The following is a 17,307-nucleotide window of genomic DNA, read 5'->3' on the forward strand; positions in this document are numbered from 1 at the left end:
ACGTCCTTGGTGTTGTTTTCGTTGAACAACCAGTAAGGACTATGCAGGAAGAGTTTTCAAACGCGGACTGACGTTTCTTCGGCAGGCGTCACGCTTCAGCAAGCGTAGGCCGCAAGCTTGCGCTGGATGAAATCGAGGAAGCACTGGATGCGCAGCGCCAGTTGCGAGTTGCGGTAATACACCGCGTTGATCGGCTGGCGATAACCGCTGTTGAAATCGCCGAGCAGCACCTGCAGACGACCGCTGCGGATGTCCTCGTGGGTCATGAAATGCGACAGGCAGGCAATGCCATCACCGGCCAGCGCCAGCGCACGCAGGGTTTCGCCGCTGGAGGCGGACAGATCCGGGCGGATCAGCAGGCGGTCGCCTTCGACATGACGCAGCGGCCAGTGGTTGAGGGTTTCGGTCTGAGTGAAGCCGAGCAGCGTGTGCCCGGCGAGGTCTTCGACCCGTTGCGGGGTGCCGTGGCGTTCGAGGTATTCGGGGCTGGCCAGCAGGTTCAGCGGGCTGCAACCGAGCGAGCGGGCATGCAGGCTGGAGTCGGCCAGATCACCGATGCGGATCGCCACGTCGGTGCTCTGTTCCAGCAGGTCGATGATCAGGTCGCTGGTGTTCAACTCCAACTGGATCTGCGGGTAGAGCGCGCGAAACTCCGCCACCCACGGCACGATGGCATGCAGCATGAACGGCAGCGCGGCATTGATACGCAGGCGCCCGGCCGGAGTCTGCTGATGCCGGGAAAGGTGGTCTTCGAGATCGTCCATCTGTTCGAGAATGGACTTGGCCCGCTCGAAGAAATACCGCCCCTCTTCAGTCAGGTCCATGCGCCGCGTGGTGCGGTTGATCAGCGTGGTGCCAAGCTTGGCTTCCAGCCGCGACAGCGTGCGGCTGATCGCCGAGGGCGTCTGCCCGCCCTGCTCGGCGGCGGCGGAAATCGAGCCGCACTCGATCACCGAGACGAACACCTGCAATTCATCGGACCTGGCTTTCACGGGACTACCTCACGACACACGACGCGCAGAGTGATAGCCCTTCACAGCCGGCGACGCAAGTCGCATCAGGCCTCGACGCCAAACACCTTCGCCAGATGCGCTTCATACGCGGCGACTGCGGCCGGCACGTTCGGGCGCTTCATCACATCCACCGCCAGGTAAGTCGGCAGGCCGCTCATGCCAAGGAACTGGTTGGCCTTGTGGAACGGGAAGTACACCGCGTCCACGCCCTTGCCTTCGAAGAAGTCGGCGGGATCATCGAACGCCTGCTGCGGCGCGTTCCAGGTCAGCGAGAGCATGTACTGCTTGCCGTGGATCAGACCGCCGCTGCCGTACTTCTGCGAGGCATCGGAGCGGGTCCGGCCATCGCTGGCGTAAAGGCTGCCGTGGCCGGCGGTGAAGACTTCGTCGAGGTACTGCTTGACGGTCCAGGGCGCACCCATCCACCAACCGGGCATCTGGTAGACGATGACGTCGGCCCAGAGGAATTTCTCGACCTCTTCCTGATTGTCGTAGCCGCCGTCGATATAGGTGGTCTTCACGTCGAAGCCGGCGCGGTCGAGAAAGGCCAGGGCCGTCTCGTGCAGGGTTTCGTTCAAGCGGCCATCGGAGTGGGCGAATTTCTTGCCACCGTTGAGTAACAGGACCTTTTTCATCGTTTGCCTCATCTGTCGGGGTCCTGCCGGGCGTCTGGCCTGGGGACCGGGATAACTGGATGGCGGCAGATTAGTGAGGCCGGGTCTACGGAAAAACCCACCTGCGGGCAAAATACTTTTGCCTTAAAAGCACGAATTGACCACTTATTAATGAAATAAAATCAGCATCACATTCAACGGAGGTCATCCCATGAGCGAACCCTACGGCTTTATCCTCAAAGCCAAGACCCGCCCGGAAAAAGCCGAGGCTTTCGAGGCGCTGTTCCGGGGCTACGTCGAGCCAAGCCGTGCCGAACCTGGCTGTATCGAGTACCACATGCTGCGCGACAAGGAAGACCCGAGCCTGTTCGTGTTCTACGAAATCTGGGCCAGCAAGGCGGCGCTGGACGTACATTCGGCCCTGCCGCACATGCAGCAGTTCTCCGAGCAGCGCATGGACTATCTGGAGCGGGATTTCGACATCCAGTTGATCGAGATGCTCAGCGAGTCTTCGGCTAACCGTTGAGCATCAGGTGCGCGCCGAGCAGCCCCAGGCCAATGAAGAAACAGCGCTTGAACAGCGCCGCGCTGATGCGTTGCCGTAACCATTGGCCGAACAGCATGCCCAGCAATGCCGGCGCCAGCACCAACAACGAGGCCCCCAGCGCCTCGCCGCCCAGCGCATCCTGCCCGGCCAGACCGATGGCCAGCGCCAGCGTGGACACCGTGAACGACAGGCCGAGGGCCTGGACCCGCTCATCGCGGTCCAGGTCCAGCGCTTGCAGATAAGGCACCGCCGGAATCACGAACACCCCGGTCGCGGCGGTGATCAACCCGGTCACGGCGCCACACAGCGGCCCCAGCCAGCGTTCCTGACCCGGCTTCAGGCTGAACGGCGGCAACCACAGCCCGACCAGCGCATAGAGCAACAACGCCCCGCCCAACGCATGCGCCGCCCACGCCCCGCTGCTGATGCCCAGCCAGGCGCTGCCCAGCAACGTGCCGAGAAACACCATCAGCAGCATCGGCCACAGCCGTCGCAGCAACGCACGCAAATGCCCGCCGCTCGCCAGTTGCCAGACGTTGGTCACGGTCGACGGCACGATCAGCAACGCCGCAGCCTGCGCCGGCGCCATAGCCAGACCCAGCAGGCCCATGGCGATGGTCGGCAGGCCGAGCCCGATCACGCCCTTGACCGCGCCGGCCAGGAGGAAGGTCGCTATCACCAGCATTGAAAGGGCTGGTCCGATGTCTTGGTAGAAGCCGATAAGTGTGTTCATGAAGCCATGTTGCGTTGGGCGAAACTCGTTGAATAGTCGCGATTAGTTGAGACAGCCTATCGCTAGACAATAGGCTGAGCGGTCTATACTTCGCCGACCTTCACGTTGGCCCCGCCCATGCATTTCGACCTCATCGACCTCCGCCTTTTCCTCCACACCGTCGAGTGCGGCAACATCACCGCCGGGGCTCAGCGCAGTCACCTGTCGCTGCCGGCGGCCAGTGCGCGGATCCGGGCGATGGAAAGCTCGCTCGGCATCGCCCTGCTGGAGCGCAATCGCCGTGGCGTACAACCGACCCCGGCCGGGCAGGCGCTGGTCAATCATGCGCGGCAGATTGGCCAGCAAGTGGAGCGCCTGCAGTTCGACCTGGCGCAATACGCCAGCGGCCTGCTGGGCCAGGTGCGCCTGCTGTGCAATACGGCGGCGCTGACCGAGTACCTGCCGGAACTACTCGCCGACTTCCTGCGCCAGCGCCCGCACATCGATGTGGATATTCAGGAACTGCCGAGCCTGCGTATCGTCCAGGCCCTCGGCCAAGGCATCGCCGACCTTGGCATCGTCTCCGACGCGGTGGTCACCGCAGACCTGCAGACCCGCCCGTTCCGCGACGATCCGCTGGTATTGATCATGGCCCCGAACCATCCGCTCGCGGCTGTGGATAACCTCGACTTCGCTCGCTCGCTGGAGCACGGTTACGTCGGCCTCGGCGCCGCCAGTGCACTGGCGTTGCATCTGGAAGAACAGGCGCTGCACCTGGGCCGGCGGATGCAGGTGCGGGTGCGGGCGGAAGGTTTCGATGGGGTGATTCGCATGGTCGCCCATGGTGCGGGGCTGGGCATCGTGCCGCTCGCTGCGGTGCAGCGCTGGCAAGGTGTGTTGCCGCTGCGCAGCGTGGCGTTGCGCGAAGGCTGGGCCGAGCGCCGGCTGCTGCTCTGCGCGCGGGATTTCGCCGCGTTGCCGGGTCAGGCCACGGCATTGCTCGATGCACTGGCGCCGCGCGTTTAGACAACTCGACGTCGAGTACAGGCAATTGCCGGATGGACGGGCTCGCTAGGCTGCGGGCTCTTTCTTCTGTCTGCCGGAGCCTGTTATGTCCAAGCCAATCGTCGTCCTTCGCGATACCCATCCGCTGCCGGTCCTCGACGCCTGCAAATGGGAAAAACTGGCGGGCGACCCGCACACCGTCAACCTAAATGCCTACACCAGCGAAGACGGCAGCAAGATCATGGGCACCTGGATCTGCACCCCGGGCAAATGGCGGGTGAACTACGAGAAGTGGGAGTACTGCCATTTCCAGGAAGGCTACTGCGTGATCACGCCAGATGGTCAGGAGCCGATTCATCTGCGGGCGGGGGATATCTTCATCGTCGAGCCAGGGATGAAGGGCACCTGGGAAGTGGTTGAGACGGTGCGCAAGTATTTCGTGTTTGCCTGATGTTCAAAACCCAATCGCTGCGGTTCGGCGCCCCGAACCGCAGCGATTGTTTCAGCATCACTCCGGCTTGCGATAACTCTCCACAATCGCCGAAAAGTCTTTCCCGCCATCTCCGCGCAGGCTCATGGCCTGATACAACTGCTGCGCCACCGCGCCGAGGATCACCGGCTGGTGCGCCTGCTTCGCCGCTTCGGTCGCCAGGCCCAGGTCCTTCAGCATCAACTCCGCACCAAAGCCACCGGTATACCCACGAGCAGCCGGCGCCGTCTCGATGATGCCCGGCCATGGGTTGTAGGTATCAGAACTCCAGCAGCGCCCGGTGGAACTGTTGATGATCCCCGCCAGCACCTTGGTGTCGATGCCCAGCGCGTTACCCAGGGCCATGGCCTCGGACACGCCGACCATGGAGATCCCCAGCAGCAGGTTGTTGCAGATCTTGGCGATCTGCCCGGTGCCCACGCCACCGCAATGCACGATGTTGCGGCCCATCTGCGCCAGCACCGGCTGCAAGGTGGCGAACAGCTCATCACTGCCGCCGACCATGAAGGTCAGGGTGCCCGCCGCCGCGCCGCCGGTACCGCCGGACACCGGCGCATCGCCCATGTCCACGCCCTGCTTCGCCGCAGCGGCGGAAACGTCGCGGATGGTCTGCGGGTCGATGGTGCTGCAATCCACCACCGGCGTACCGGCGCGCACGCCGGCCAGCACACCGTTCTCGCCGAGGTACACGCCGCGCACATGCGCCGCGGCCGGGAGCATGGTGATCACAAGCTCCGCATTGCTCGCCGCATCACGCGGCGAGTCGCTGATATGCCCGCCCAGCTCGGCGAGCTCGGCCAGGATGGTGGTGTTGAGGTCGAACAGATTGAGGCTGTGGCCGGCCTTGATCAGGTTGCGCGCCATCGGCGCGCCCATGTTGCCAAGACCCACGAATGCAATACGCATGATCAACTCCTTAGCGCAGGCTGATGGTGGTGTTCACGCCATCGTTGACGCTGTCGTCATCGAACCAGCGAGCGGTGACGGTCTTGGTCTGAGTGTAGAACTGCACCACCTGCTTGCCGTAGGGGCCGAGGTCGCCCAGCTTGGAACCGCGCGAGCCGGTGAAGCTGAAGTACGGGACCGGCACCGGAATCGGGATGTTGATACCGACCTGGCCGACATCGATTTCAGACTGGAACTTGCGCGCCGCCGCACCGCTCTGGGTGAACAGGCCGGTGCCGTTGCCGAAGGGGTTGCGGTTGACCAGGGCGATGGCTTCGTCGAGGGTGTCGACTTCCAGCGTCACCAGCACCGGGCCGAAGATTTCCTGGGTGTAGATCTGCATACCGGTGGTCACCCCGGAGAACAGGGTCGGTCCAACGAAGTTGCCGTTCTCGTAGCCCGGCACCTTCACGTCACGGCCGTCCAGCTCCAGCGTGGCGCCTTCACGAATACCGCTTTCGATCAGGCCCAGCACACGCTCCTTGGCGCGCTTGGAAATCACCGGGCCCACGTCGGTGCCCGGCTCGCTGCCGGCATTGACCTTGAGTTTCGAGGCCAGCTCTTTCAGCTCCGGCAGCCACTCGCGGGACTTGCCCACGAACACCGCCACCGAGGTCGCCATGCAACGCTGGCCTGCCGCACCGAACGCGGCACCCGCCAGGGCGTTGAGGGTCTGGGTGCGGTTGGCATCGGGCAGGATCACCGCATGGTTTTTCGCGCCCATCATCGATTGCACACGCTTGCCGTGCTTGCCAGCCAGGTCATACACGTGGGTACCGACTTCCGTGGAACCAACGAAAGACACCGCCTTGATATCGGTGTGAGTGCACAGGCCGTCCACCACCTGCTTGCCGCCGTGCACGACGTTGAGCACACCGGCCGGCACACCGGCCTCGATCGCCAGTTCCACCAGCAGCATGGTCGACAGCGGGTCCTGCTCGGACGGCTTGAGAACGAAGGTGTTACCGCAGACGATGGCCATCGGGAACATCCACAGCGGGATCATCGCCGGGAAGTTGAACGGGGTGATGCCGGCGCAGACGCCGATCGGCTGGCGCAGGGTGTAGGTGTCGACGCCGCCGGCGACGTTCTCGGCGAACTCGCCCATCTGCAGGGTGCCGATGCTGCACGCATGCTCCACCACCTCCAGGCCGCGGAAGATATCGCCCTCGGCATCGGCGATGGTCTTGCCCTGTTCGGCGCTGAGGGTCACGGCGATACGTTTGGAGTGCTCACGGATCAGCGCCTGCAGACGCAGCATGATGCGCATCCGCGCGCCGATCGGCGTGTCTTTCCAGGTCTTGAAGGCGCGTTGCGCGGCGGCCACGGCGGCATCCAGCTCTTCGGTGGTGGCGAAAGGGACGCGGGCCAGGACTTCCTGGGTCGCCGGGTTGACCACGTCACGCCACTCGCTGGTTTTCGACTCGACCCATTGGCCGTCGATCAGCAGGCGGACCTGGTCGACCTTGGTCTGGCCGGGGGTAAGGGATGCGTTCATGGGGCTTCTCCTGGAAATTGTTTTTAGCGAGAGAATTGCCGGCGCGGCAGCCGCGACGGGGCTTGGGGCCTGGGCTGTTTTCGAGTATAGATGTGCAAACTTCCAACAAAAACGCACATAAAAGCCGGTCCAACATGCAAAAAAACATCACCTCCCTGGGTTCTCTGAACTGGGATGACCTGAAGTTCTTTCTTGAAGTGGCGCGGACCCGCAAGGCCAGCAGCGCGGCCAAGCGCCTGAATGTGGATTACACCACCGTGTCGCGGCGCATCAGCTCGCTGGAGCAGGCGCTGGGCACCTTGCTGTTCGAAAAGTCCCGGACCAACGGCTTCGTCCTGACCACCGAGGGACAACGCCTGCTGAGCTACGCCGAGTCGATCGAAAGCACGCTGCACATGGCCTGCGAACAGGTTTCCGGCTCGGGCGTGGCTCTTTCCGGGCATGTGCGCATGGGCTGCACCGAAGGTTTCGGCAGCTTCTTCATCACCCCGCAACTGAGCCACTTCGTCGACACCTGGCCAGCCATCTCGGTGGACATCCTGCCGCTGCCGCACTTCATCAGCCTGTCCAAGCGCGAGGCCGACATCGTTATCGCCCTGGAGCGCCCGGAACACGGCCCGTACGTGTGCTGCAAACTGTGCGACTACCGCCTGCGCCTGTACGCGACCCAGGACTACCTCGACCGCCATCCGCCAATTCGGCGCAGCAGCGACCTGGGCGAGCACCCGTTCATCAGCTATGTCGACGACCTGGCGTTCAGTTCCGAGTTGCTTTACCTAAACAACCTGCTGCCCAACGCCACCGCGCACCTGCGCAGCACCAGCGTCATCGCCCAGTACGTCGCTGCCCAGCAGGGCCGCGGCCTGGCCATCCTGCCCTGCTTCCTCGCCGCCCAGGACCCGCGCCTAGTGCCGGTGCTGCCGGACGAAGTGAGCATCACCCGGCAGTTCTGGATGTACTGCCGGGAGGATTTGCGCAAGTTGAAGCGGATTACGTTGTTGTGGGATTACATCAGGGATGTGACGGAGAAGAACAGGCCGCTATTGATGGGGGAATCGCGGGAGATGGTGTTTCCGGAGTGACGGCCGGGCCTCGTCGCTGATGAACGAGGCGCCGAGCCGTCGCGAAGCGGCCTACACCGTTTCCAGCATCAACCCCGAAATCCGCTTCACCTTTCTGCCCACCGCCTCTTCCAGCACACCCTGTCGCGGTTCGATCAGGCTGAACCAGTCCCGGGCCCGGGTAATCCCGGTGTAGATCAGTTCCTTGGTCAGCACCGGGTTCAGCGCATCCGGCAGCACCAGCGCGGTGTGGGCGAACTCCGAGCCCTGGGATTTGTGTACGGTCATCGCGTAGACGGTTTCCACCTCGCTGAGGCGGCTTGGCAACACGAAGCGCACACCCCCTCGGCCATCGTTGCGCGGGAAGGCCACCCGCAGCGGCGCGATCTCGGATTGGCCGTCCGGAACCCGCAGGGCGATGCCGATATCGCCGTTCATCAGGTTCAGGCCATAGTCGTTGCGGGTCACCAGCACGGGACGACCTTCGTACCAGGGCTGGTCGCCGTCGATCAGGCCGGCAGCGGTCAGCACCCGGCTGACGCGCTGATTGAGCCCTTCCACACCCCAAGGCCCCTTGCGCACGGCGCAGAGCAACTGGAAACGTTCGAAGGCTTTCAGTACCTCAAGCGCCCACTCACTCCAGCGCGGATCATCAGCCGGCAGGTCCGCTGCCGGGCGGCCCTGGCGGATGGCGTGCAAATAGTCGCGGTAGCCCAGCGGCCCTTTCGGCCCGCGCTCCAGGCCGTCGAGCACCAGCTTGTCGAGGGCGCGGTCCTGTTCGCCGCGCAGGGTCAGGCCGAACACGTCGGCGTATTGCCCTTCGCGCAGCAACGCACGCGCATCGCTCGCCAACTGGCGATTGACCAAGCGCGCCAACTGGCCGATACCGCTGCCTTCGCCAAAGCGCCGCGAGCGCCGCAACATCACCACTTGCTGCGCCAACGGATGCCGCCCGGCATCGCCCGCCTGCAAGCCGCTGGCGCTCAGCGATTCACCGCTGACCTGCTCCAGCCAGCCTTGAGTCTCGTCACTGTAACGGCCCTCCTCGGCATCGCGACACAGGTCGCCGAGCACCGCACCGGCCTCCACGGAGGCCAGTTGGTCCTTGTCGCCCAGCAGAATCAGCCGGGCATTTTCCGGCATTGCCGCCAGCAGGTTGGCCATCATTTCCAGGTCGATCATCGACGCTTCATCCACCACCAGCACGTCCAGCGGCAGCGGGTTGCCAGCGTGATGACGGAAGTGCCGCGAGTTGGGCCGACTGCCCAGCAGACGGTGCACGGTGGAGACGTCGCAGGGAATCTGCGCCCGCACTTCTGCGCTCACCGACAACCGCTCGACCTGCTGACCGATGGACTCGGTCAGACGCGCCGCGGCCTTGCCGGTGGGCGCCGCCAGACGAATACGCAGCGGACGCCCTGCCTCCACCGCCGGCGCCTGCAACAACGCCAGCAGTCGCACCACGGTGGTGGTTTTGCCAGTGCCGGGGCCGCCGGTGATGATGCTGAACGCCGCACGCGTGGCCAGGGCACAGGCGAGTTTCTGCCAGTCGATCTGCCCGGCTTCGGCGCCGTCCTTGAACAGGTTGTCGAGGCGCGCGCGCAGGTCGGCGGGCGTTGCTTCGGTTTGCTGTAGCCGCTGGCGCAAAGCGTGGTCGATCTGCCGTTCGTAGGTCCAGTAACGGCGCAGGTAGAGTCGGCCGCCGCTCAATACCAGCGGTCGCGACGCGTGCTGCGGCTGGTCGCCCGCCGCCACCAGCGCGCTGCGCTCCAGGCGCTCCAGCCAGGTGTCGCCGGTGAGTCGTTCAAGCAACTGAGAAGGTAGTAACAGAGGCCCGGCCAAGGCATCGCCTTCCGGCGGCAGCGACAGGGCGAAGTCCGGTTCGGCGAGGGTCTTTTCCAGGTCCAGGCAGACATGCCCGTGCCCCAATTGATGGCTGGCCAGGGCCGCGGCCAACAGCACCAGCGGATCGCCGCCCGGCTCCCGCTCACGCAGGAAACCGACGAAGGCGCGGTCCAGCGCCCGCAGCCAGCCTCGCTCGACCCAGCGATCAAGCAACGCCAACAGGTCGGCGCTGTCGCTCAAGGGCGCGAGGGATGCCAGGTGCTCGGCGTCCAGCGGCGTCGGCAGCAAATCGTTGAACGTGCGGATCATTGGACTTCTCCCGAGAACAGGTCCTGCTGCGTCACCTGCGGAACACCGCGGAACAGCGCATCGAGTTGCTCGATCAGCGCCCGCGGCGGCTTGGCGAAATACACGCCCTGAGTCGATGAATGCACACCGCGCAGGAAGATATACACAGCGCCGCCGACGTGCTGGTCGTAGTCGTAGTCAGGCAGGCGCGCGCGCAGTTGCCGGTGCAGGGCCAGCAGGTAGAGCACGTATTGCAGGTCGTAGCGGTGTTCGAGAATCGCCGACTCCATGGCCGCTTCGCTGTAGGCCAGGTCATCGGGGCCAAGCCAGTTGGACTTGTAGTCGGCCACGTAATAGCGACCGTCGTGCTCGAACACCAGGTCGATGAAGCCCTTGAACATGCCGTTGAGCAGCGCCGCCTGAGCGGCCGGGCGCGAGGCGCCCTGGTGGGTATGCTGGGCCACCAGCCGGTCCAGACGCAGCACATCGACGCGATGGCTGGCGAACCAGAATTCCATCTCGATCTGGTACTGACTCAGCCCACCGAGTGCCACTGGTGCGCTGTCGTCACCCAACCGCAGAGGCGACTGCAACAGGTGCTGCAACCAGTCGCTCAGGGTGTTGATCCAGCCTTTCCAGTCGCGGCGGTTGCAGCGCTGGCCAACCATCTCGCGCAGTTCTTGCGGCGCGGCGGCCACCTGTGCGAAACCTTGCTGCCCAGCCCACTCCAGCAGGCCGTGGAGGAAGGTGCCGGGATTGGGGCCGCGCGGGAAGCGATGGATATCCCCGGCGATCGCCGCGACTTCGCGCAGGGCATTCGGATCAGGACGTTCGTCATCGAGCAATTGCTGGGCCTGGGGCACATCGGCGTCCAGTTCCAAAGCATCCTCGCCGATGCGCAGGGCACTGTAGGAGGCGATCCACCAGTTCTCGGCAGCGCGGCGCTTGGGCTCGCGCGCGGCGAGCAATTCGGCGGTCTGCCGGGGCGCGACGTAGAGCTGTTCGTCGGCCTCCGGCAGCGCCTGGCTGTGGATGGCGTCGCAGTCTTTCTGCAGGGCATCGAGCCAACTCGTCAGCGCCGCGGACTCCGCCAGCCGCTGGCCACCGCCCAACAGGTACCCGAGGGCGCTGCGGTGCAGCAGCGAGTCCTTGCCGGTGCCGCGCTTGAGGTCGGCCACACCCAGCCAGCAGGCGTGCCGTGCCCGGGTCAGGGCGACATAGAACAGGCGAAGGTCTTCGGCGAGCCGCTCGTCATCGGCCTTGGCGATCTGCTCGTCGGTGGGGCTCAGGGTCAGGTGCGCGGCACCGTTTTCATCGTGCCAACCCAGCGGCAGGCGCTTGCCGTCCACCGGTTTGGCGGTGCAGATGAAGGGCAGGAACACCAGTTCGTATTCCAGGCCCTTGGATTTGTGGATGGTCACTACCTTGACCAGTTGCTCGTCGCTTTCCAGGCGCAGGATCTGTTCCTCTCCCGCTTGGCCGGATGCGGCGAGATGCTCGCCCAGATGACGGATCAGCGCCTGCTCACAATCCAGTTCAGTAGCGGCCTGTTGAAGCAATTCGGCGAGGTGCAGCAGGTTGGTCAGCACGCGTTCGCCGTCGGTACGGCCGATCAGTACCTGGGGTAGCTCGAAGTCGTGCAGCAGGCGTCGCAGCATTGGCAGCACGCCCTGGACTCGCCAGATCAGGCGGTACTGACGGAACTGCATGACCCGGTCTTCCCAGCGCATTTCGTCTTCGTTCAGTCGCGCCAGTTCGCGCAGTGGCTGAGCGAGGGTGCCGCTGGCCAGCGCCGCCTTGAGCAGGCGCTCGTTATCCGGTTCGGCGCAGGCCTTGAGCCAGGCCAGCAGGTCGCGGGCTTCCTGGGCGGCGAAGACCGAATCCTTGTCCGAGAGGTACACACTGCGCACGCCGCGAGCCGCCAGTTCGGCGCGAACAAGCTGTGCCTCGCGGCCATCACGCACGAGGATGGCGATATCCGATGGCTGGCATCCGCGCAACTGCTCGCCCTGGACGAATCCGCTGCTACCCTGCTGCCCACCGTTGAGCAAGCTGACGATAAGGCTCGCGCAACTCGCGGCCATCTTCTGCCGGTAGACGGTGTTCGACACCGGCTCATCGCTCGCCAGGTGCCACAAGTTCAGCGCCGGCACCGCCTCGCCATCGACCTGCAACTGCTCTTTGTGCCCCCGCGCATGCACCGAGACGAAGGGCACCGGATTGTCGCCGTCCTTATCGCGAAACAGGAAAGCACCACGGCCGGCGGCACGCTGTTCGGCCTGCTCGAATACATGATTGACCGCAGTGACCATCGGCTGGGTAGAGCGGAAGTTGGTGTCGAGGCTGTGCAGGCGCCCAGTGGTGGCGCGACGAGCGCCGAGGTAGGTGAAAATGTCGGCGCCGCGGAAGGCATAGATCGCCTGCTTGGGGTCGCCGATCAAGAACAAGCCGGTATCACGCACGTTTTCTTCGATGCGGTAGATGCACTCGAAGATGCGGTACTGCACCGGGTCGGTGTCCTGGAATTCGTCGATCAGCGCGACCGGGAACTGCTCGCGGATCAACCCGGCCAGTCGCTCGCCGGACGGCCCGCTCAGGGCGCTGTCGAGGCGTTGCAGCATGTCGTCGAAGCCCATTTCCGCGCGGCGGCGCTTCTCTTGTTCGAAGCGCTGCGAAACCCAGGCGGCAGCGTGTTCGAGCAGTTGCGCGTCCGGCGTCGGCAAGCTTTGCAGTTGCTCACGCAGGGCGACCATGGCCTCCAGCGCCGGGTGGCTCGGCGGATCGACTTTCCAGGCGACGGCTACGCCTTCCGGGGTCAGGCGGGTGAAACCGGTGCCAATATCCAGCTCTTGCGCCTGCTCGTCTTCAGCCCAGTTGCGCAGCTTCTCGCACCAGGGTTTGAAGTAACGCTCCTGGATCATGCTGCCATTGACCTGCTTCGCCTTCACGCCCTCGCGACAGAGTTGCAGCAGTTCATCCGACCACTGCGCCCAAGGCGCTTTCAGTTCGCGTAACTGCTCGGCCCGTTGGCGCAGAACGTCGGCGATGACCTCTTGCGGCTCTTGCGTGCGCACCTCACCGGCATGCCGGCCAAACAGTGCGCGTACCCGTGGCAGCAGGTCGTCCGGGCTGCCCCAGTTGTTACGCACCCAGGCCAGCGCCTCGCCTTCCATGCCGTAGCAGAAGCGCCGCCAGTAGTCGCGCATCACCTGGCCGAGCAATTCGCTGTGGTCGGTTTCCAGTGTCTGGGTGAACAGACTGCCGCTGTCGAAAGCGTGCTCGCGCAGCATCCGCTGACACCAACTGTGGATGGTCGAGACGGCCGCCTCGTCCATCCACTGGGCGGCGACTTCCAGACGATTGGCGCAGGTCGGCCAATGGGCAGGGTCGTATTGCTCGCGCAGTTGGGCGAGCAGCGGATCCGCTTCGGCCAGGTCACCGCGGAAGAACCGCGCCGCCTCGGCCAGACGGGTGCGGATTCGCTCACGCAGTTCCTTGGTCGCGGCGTCGGTGAAGGTCACCACCAGAATCTGCGGCGGCAGCAGTTCGCGGCCAAAGCCCTGCTCACCACCGTGGCCGAGCACCAGACGCAGGTACAGGGCAGAAATGGTGAATGTCTTGCCGGTGCCGGCACTGGCTTCGATCAACTGGCTGCCGTGCAGGGGAAAGGTCAACGCCAGTGGCGCCTGGGTTACTGCAACGCTCATGGACGCACCTCGTCGCTGGCCAGTGTTTGCCATTTGGCTTCGAACATCGGCTTGTACAGGGCTTCGCACCAGCCCTCGAATTCTTCGCTCGCGGTCATCGCCGCGAACTCACTGAACTGGCGCAGCAACGCCGCGTTTTCGCTGCGCTCGCCGTCTCGCTGGCCATCGCCATCGTAGGTTTTGGCGGCGTCGGCCAAGGCCCTTTCCGGGTCTTTCTCATGTTGGGCGAGCCAGGCGAATGCGGTCTTGATCGCAACTGGCAGCGGCGCATTCATGCCGGCCTGACGCGACAGCAGCAGGTGGGTCAGCAGCTCGGCTGCGTCCTCTTGAGGAAGAGGCTCCAGCATCAGCGTAATGTCGGTGGCGACCACCGCGCTGTGCAGCGGATGGCCCACCGCGCAGGCCGCAAGGTGCATGACCCAGGTCGCCGTCAAGCGATGCCACTTCAGCGAGCGACCGCTGCTGATGCCGTTAGGCAAGGTGGTGATGCTCAGAAGTGCCTGGTCGGCACGTTGCTGGACACGACCGAGCCAGCCTTCCAGTTTGAGCGCGCCGGTTTCGAAACGGATCGGCAAGGCGCTGTCGATGCGGGTCGGCCACTGTTGCAGCAACTGGCGGTGGCGCTGCAACAAGTCCGGTAACGGTTCAATCAGTTCTTCGCGCAGGCACTCGCCGAAACCAGCCAGCGGCAACAGGCCACTTCCCTGCAAGCGATGCGCCTGACCGAGCAGCGCCGCATCGCTTTGCGCAGGATCGGCCAGCGCAGCGTTGAGCAGGCTTTCGCTCAGGCTGTAGCGTTGCAGGGCATCGAGCACGAAGGGTTCATCATCGGCCAGTGGCGCTTCGACCGCCTCGAAGAACACCTTCAGCCGATGTCTGAAAAAGTGCCGGACCGGGTGACGAACAAAGTCCTGAAGCAATGCCAGAGCCAACGGCTCGTCGGGTTCATAGCGTTCAAGTTGATCGTGCTCCTGCGCTGCGGCATCAGCCGGCAGGTGCAGGCTGCGCCACTCACGGGCGTAACTGAACAGGTCGCTGCCACGGTGGTAGTAACGGGCACTGAAGGGCTGCAACGGGTGTTCGGTGGTGAGCTTGTGCAGGAGTTGCTCGCCAGCATTGTGCTTGCTGTCGCCGGCGGCGCCTTTGAGTCGCCAACCCGCGGCGATATGGTCGCGCAGTTGACCAATCAACACCGACGCCGGGCGATCGCTGTTGTCACGAATGCTGCGGCCGACCCAACTGACGTAAAGCTGTGCCCGGGCCGACAGCAGCGCTTCGAGCAGCAGGTAGCGATCGTCCTCGCGACGGGAACGGTCGCCAGGGCGGTAGTCACTGCCCATCAGGTCAAAATCCAGCGGCGGCTGGGCGCGAGGGTAGTCACCGTCGTTCATGCCCAGCAGGCACACCACCTTGAACGGAATCGCGCGCATCGGCATCAGGGTGCAGAAGTTCACCGAACCTGCGAGGAAACGCTGCGAAAGACGGCCTTGGTCCAAACCGGCCAACCAGGCTTCGCGGACCACGGTGAGCGGCAGCAGGTCTTGCAGACCGACGGACTCACAAGTCCCGAGCCAGGTGTCGCAAAGGGTCTGCAACTGGACCAGCAGGTAGTCGTCGTGCTCGCTCTCAGCCAGGAAAAACACCTGCAACAGGGCGTTCAGGCGCTCGCCCCATTGTGCTGCGGGGGCGGGACGGGACAGTTCGGCGTGAGCCACTTCCAGGGCGTCGAGCAAGGCGACTAGCGGGCCGATCAACGCGGCGTCGAGGCCGCCGATTTCGTCGTATGGCTCGATGCCGTCGCAGCTCTCGCCCGCTCCCACCGCATAGCCCAGCAACATCCGACGCAGGCCGAAACGCCAACTGTTCTGTTCCAGGTCGTCCGGCAAACCGAGGCTGGCACGTTGCTCGGCATTGAGGCCCCAACGCACGCCGGCACCTTCGATCCAGCGATGCAGAGTCGGCAGGTCGCTTTCCTTGATGGCGAAGCGGGCGCGCAAGGCCGGCACGTCAAGCAGATCGAGGATTTCGCTGACCGGGAAGCGGCTGTCGGGCAGTTTGAGCAGATGTTCCAAGGCGATCAGCAACGGGTCGCGACCGCGTTGGCCCTGGTCGGTGAGGGTGAACGGAATGTAACGGGTTTCGCCGCGATCGAGCTGGCCAAATACCGCACGGATGTGGGGAGCGTAAGCGTTGATATCCGGGACCATAACGATCACATCGCGTGGGCGTAAGCCGGGGTCGGCGCTGAAGCGGGCGAGCAACTGATCGTGAAGAATCTCCACTTCGCGCTGGGCGCTGTGGGCGATATGGAAGCGCACGGAACGATCTTTTGCCGGGTCTACGTCGGGCCATAGCTCGCGGGTTTCGTTCAAGGGGCGCAGTTCGAGAATGTCGTCCTGCAATTGGCCGAGCAGGTGCTGGGGCTCATCTTCGCTGAACAGGTCGATGCGACCATCGCTGAAAGCGGTGCGGTAACTGGACGGGTCATCGTAACTGTCGAGCAGGTTTATATAGTCGCGCCCCTGCTTGCCCCAGGCGGCGAGCAACGGGTGAGCATGCTGATGCAGGCTTTCCGCATCGATCGGGCCAGCCATGCCTTGCTTGCGCTGCTGACGCTTGTATTGGTGGCGGAGCAGGTCCTTGTCGGCAACGATATCGGCCCAATGGTGGCGACAAGGGTTATGCACACACAGCAACACCTGGCTGAAGCGAGCCAGGCCGGCCAACGCTTCGAGGGCCTGGGCCGGTAGTGAAGAAATACCGAAGACGATGACGCGGGATGGCAGCCCGGCCGGGGCCTGCTCCAATCCGTTGATACGCTCGATAAAGCGCTGATGCACACCTGCGCGGCTCTGCGCCATTCCAGCTTCGCCAACATCCAGCAGCAATGCTCGCCAAAGCTCGGCCTGCCAGCAGTTGGCCGGGGACAGCGGGCGCGACTCACCGCGAGCGTTGATCAGCACATGGCGACCGGCGGCCCACTCCTTGAGCCAGTCGGCGCGATAGACCTGATATTGGTCGAACAGATCGGCCAGGCGCTCGGCCAATTGATAGCGCTTGCGCAAGTCGCTGTCATCGAGAAGGAAGCGCTGCAGCGGTTCGAAGTGCGGTTGATGAATCAGTTCGGGGAGCAGGCGCATCAGACGCCAGGTCAGCGGGGCTTTGTCGAGGAGCGACGTTTCCGGAATCTCTTCGCGACCGAGGACCTTCCGGTAGAGCTGCCACATGAAACTGCCAGGGAGTTGTACCTCGATGGCAGCAGCGATTCCGCTGCCGCCCGTATCGTCTTCTTCGGGGTCCTCAGCCAGAGCGAGCTTCAGCCACTGGGCGATGCCGTTGCTCTGCACCAGGACAATTTCGTTCTCCAATGGAGCCAGGGGATAACGCCGCATCCAGCTCACAACCAGGCTTCGCAGCTCATCCAAACGGTTGCCGTGAACAACCATGAAACCTGGAAGAAGCGTGCTTGCATGCGACATAAGGCATCCCTGTGGCAGTCGAGAAAGGAAAGGAACATAGCACGGCGCCTGCGTCGAACGACAAGGCTGGATCCGTGAAAGTTAGACCGTTATTTTCGGACGC

The 17,307-nt window shown here is 64.1% G+C and carries 12 protein-coding genes; 4 read left to right on the plus strand and 8 right to left on the minus strand.

The window, feature by feature from the left end; all coding sequences use genetic code 11:
- Positions 1-95 precede the first annotated feature (95 nt).
- Complete coding sequence (locus DM374_RS17580) at positions 96-992, minus strand: LysR family transcriptional regulator (RefSeq protein ID WP_110971012.1); 897 nt, start codon at positions 990-992, stop codon at positions 96-98.
- A gap of 65 nt (positions 993-1,057) precedes the next feature.
- Complete coding sequence (locus DM374_RS17585; RefSeq protein WP_095159937.1) at positions 1,058-1,648, minus strand: NAD(P)H-dependent oxidoreductase; 591 nt, start codon at positions 1,646-1,648, stop codon at positions 1,058-1,060.
- A gap of 190 nt (positions 1,649-1,838) precedes the next feature.
- Here DM374_RS17585 and DM374_RS17590 point away from each other — a divergent pair, with 190 nt between their 5' ends.
- Entirely contained in the window at positions 1,839-2,153 is a 315-nt protein-coding gene (locus tag DM374_RS17590; protein ID WP_095159938.1) for a putative quinol monooxygenase, read from the plus strand.
- Here DM374_RS17590 and DM374_RS17595 read toward each other — a convergent pair.
- Positions 2,143-2,907 (minus strand): sulfite exporter TauE/SafE family protein, encoded by a 765-nt coding sequence (locus tag DM374_RS17595; RefSeq protein ID WP_110971013.1) that lies wholly within the window; start codon positions 2,905-2,907, stop codon positions 2,143-2,145. The two genes, DM374_RS17590 and DM374_RS17595, sit on opposite strands and share 11 nt — an antisense overlap.
- A gap of 117 nt (positions 2,908-3,024) precedes the next feature.
- Between DM374_RS17595 and DM374_RS17600 the strand changes: the two genes are divergently transcribed.
- Both DM374_RS17600 and DM374_RS17605 read left to right on the plus strand, forming a co-directional pair.
- The gene (locus DM374_RS17600) at positions 3,025-3,912 is read left to right on the plus strand and encodes a LysR family transcriptional regulator (protein WP_110971014.1); all 888 of its coding nucleotides are present in this window, start codon (positions 3,025-3,027) and stop codon (positions 3,910-3,912) included.
- An 85-nt stretch (positions 3,913-3,997) separates the two neighbouring features.
- The gene (locus tag DM374_RS17605) at positions 3,998-4,342 is read left to right on the plus strand and encodes a cupin domain-containing protein (RefSeq protein ID WP_042124881.1); all 345 of its coding nucleotides are present in this window, start codon (positions 3,998-4,000) and stop codon (positions 4,340-4,342) included.
- Positions 4,343-4,399: 57 nt separating this feature from the next.
- Here the strand turns inward: DM374_RS17605 and mmsB are convergent, their stop codons facing one another.
- Positions 4,400-5,287, minus strand: coding sequence for a 3-hydroxyisobutyrate dehydrogenase (mmsB, locus tag DM374_RS17610; protein ID WP_110971015.1), 888 nt, complete (start codon positions 5,285-5,287; stop codon positions 4,400-4,402).
- A 10-nt stretch (positions 5,288-5,297) separates the two neighbouring features.
- Positions 5,298-6,824, minus strand: a complete 1,527-nt coding sequence (locus DM374_RS17615) for a CoA-acylating methylmalonate-semialdehyde dehydrogenase (protein WP_110971016.1) — start codon at positions 6,822-6,824, stop codon at positions 5,298-5,300.
- 134 nt (positions 6,825-6,958) lie between these two features.
- On the opposite strand from DM374_RS17615, the gene DM374_RS17620 reads away from it, so the two are divergent.
- Complete coding sequence (locus DM374_RS17620) at positions 6,959-7,906, plus strand: LysR family transcriptional regulator (protein WP_110971017.1); 948 nt, start codon at positions 6,959-6,961, stop codon at positions 7,904-7,906.
- A gap of 51 nt (positions 7,907-7,957) precedes the next feature.
- Here DM374_RS17620 and recD read toward each other — a convergent pair whose 3' ends face one another.
- Genes recD through recC form a run of 3 tightly spaced genes read right to left on the minus strand, consistent with a single transcriptional unit; the run spans position 7,958 to position 17,204 of the window.
- Complete coding sequence (recD, locus tag DM374_RS17625; protein ID WP_110971018.1) at positions 7,958-10,039, minus strand: exodeoxyribonuclease V subunit alpha; 2,082 nt, start codon at positions 10,037-10,039, stop codon at positions 7,958-7,960.
- Positions 10,036-13,725, minus strand: a complete 3,690-nt coding sequence (gene recB / locus DM374_RS17630; protein WP_110971019.1) for an exodeoxyribonuclease V subunit beta — start codon at positions 13,723-13,725, stop codon at positions 10,036-10,038. Before recB ends, recD begins: the two co-directional genes overlap by 4 nt.
- A complete protein-coding gene (recC, locus tag DM374_RS17635) occupies positions 13,722-17,204 on the minus strand; it encodes an exodeoxyribonuclease V subunit gamma (RefSeq protein WP_110971020.1) in 3,483 nt (1,160 codons plus the stop codon). Before recC ends, recB begins: the two co-directional genes overlap by 4 nt.
- Between the last annotated feature and the right edge of the window lie 103 nt (positions 17,205-17,307).

This window comes from Pseudomonas huaxiensis (assembly GCF_003231275.1).
Classification (GTDB): Bacteria; Pseudomonadota; Gammaproteobacteria; order Pseudomonadales; family Pseudomonadaceae; genus Aquipseudomonas; species Aquipseudomonas huaxiensis.

Excerpts from the sequence above, each read along its gene's own strand:
- DM374_RS17585 (WP_095159937.1), bottom strand. The coding sequence starts at position 1,648 with ATGAAAAAGGTCCTGTTACTCAACGGTGGCAAGAAATTCGCCCACTCC.
- DM374_RS17605 (WP_042124881.1), top strand. The coding sequence starts at position 3,998 with ATGTCCAAGCCAATCGTCGTCCTTCGCGATACCCATCCGCTGCCGGTC.
- DM374_RS17590 (WP_095159938.1), top strand. The coding sequence starts at position 1,839 with ATGAGCGAACCCTACGGCTTTATCCTCAAAGCCAAGACCCGCCCGGAA.
- mmsB (WP_110971015.1), bottom strand. The coding sequence starts at position 5,287 with ATGCGTATTGCATTCGTGGGTCTTGGCAACATGGGCGCGCCGATGGCG.
- recC (WP_110971020.1), bottom strand. The coding sequence starts at position 17,204 with ATGTCGCATGCAAGCACGCTTCTTCCAGGTTTCATGGTTGTTCACGGC.
- DM374_RS17595 (WP_110971013.1), bottom strand. The coding sequence starts at position 2,907 with ATGAACACACTTATCGGCTTCTACCAAGACATCGGACCAGCCCTTTCA.
- DM374_RS17600 (WP_110971014.1), top strand. The coding sequence starts at position 3,025 with ATGCATTTCGACCTCATCGACCTCCGCCTTTTCCTCCACACCGTCGAG.
- recB (WP_110971019.1), bottom strand. The coding sequence starts at position 13,725 with ATGAGCGTTGCAGTAACCCAGGCGCCACTGGCGTTGACCTTTCCCCTG.
- recD (WP_110971018.1), bottom strand. The coding sequence starts at position 10,039 with ATGATCCGCACGTTCAACGATTTGCTGCCGACGCCGCTGGACGCCGAG.
- DM374_RS17615 (WP_110971016.1), bottom strand. The coding sequence starts at position 6,824 with ATGAACGCATCCCTTACCCCCGGCCAGACCAAGGTCGACCAGGTCCGC.
- DM374_RS17620 (WP_110971017.1), top strand. The coding sequence starts at position 6,959 with ATGCAAAAAAACATCACCTCCCTGGGTTCTCTGAACTGGGATGACCTG.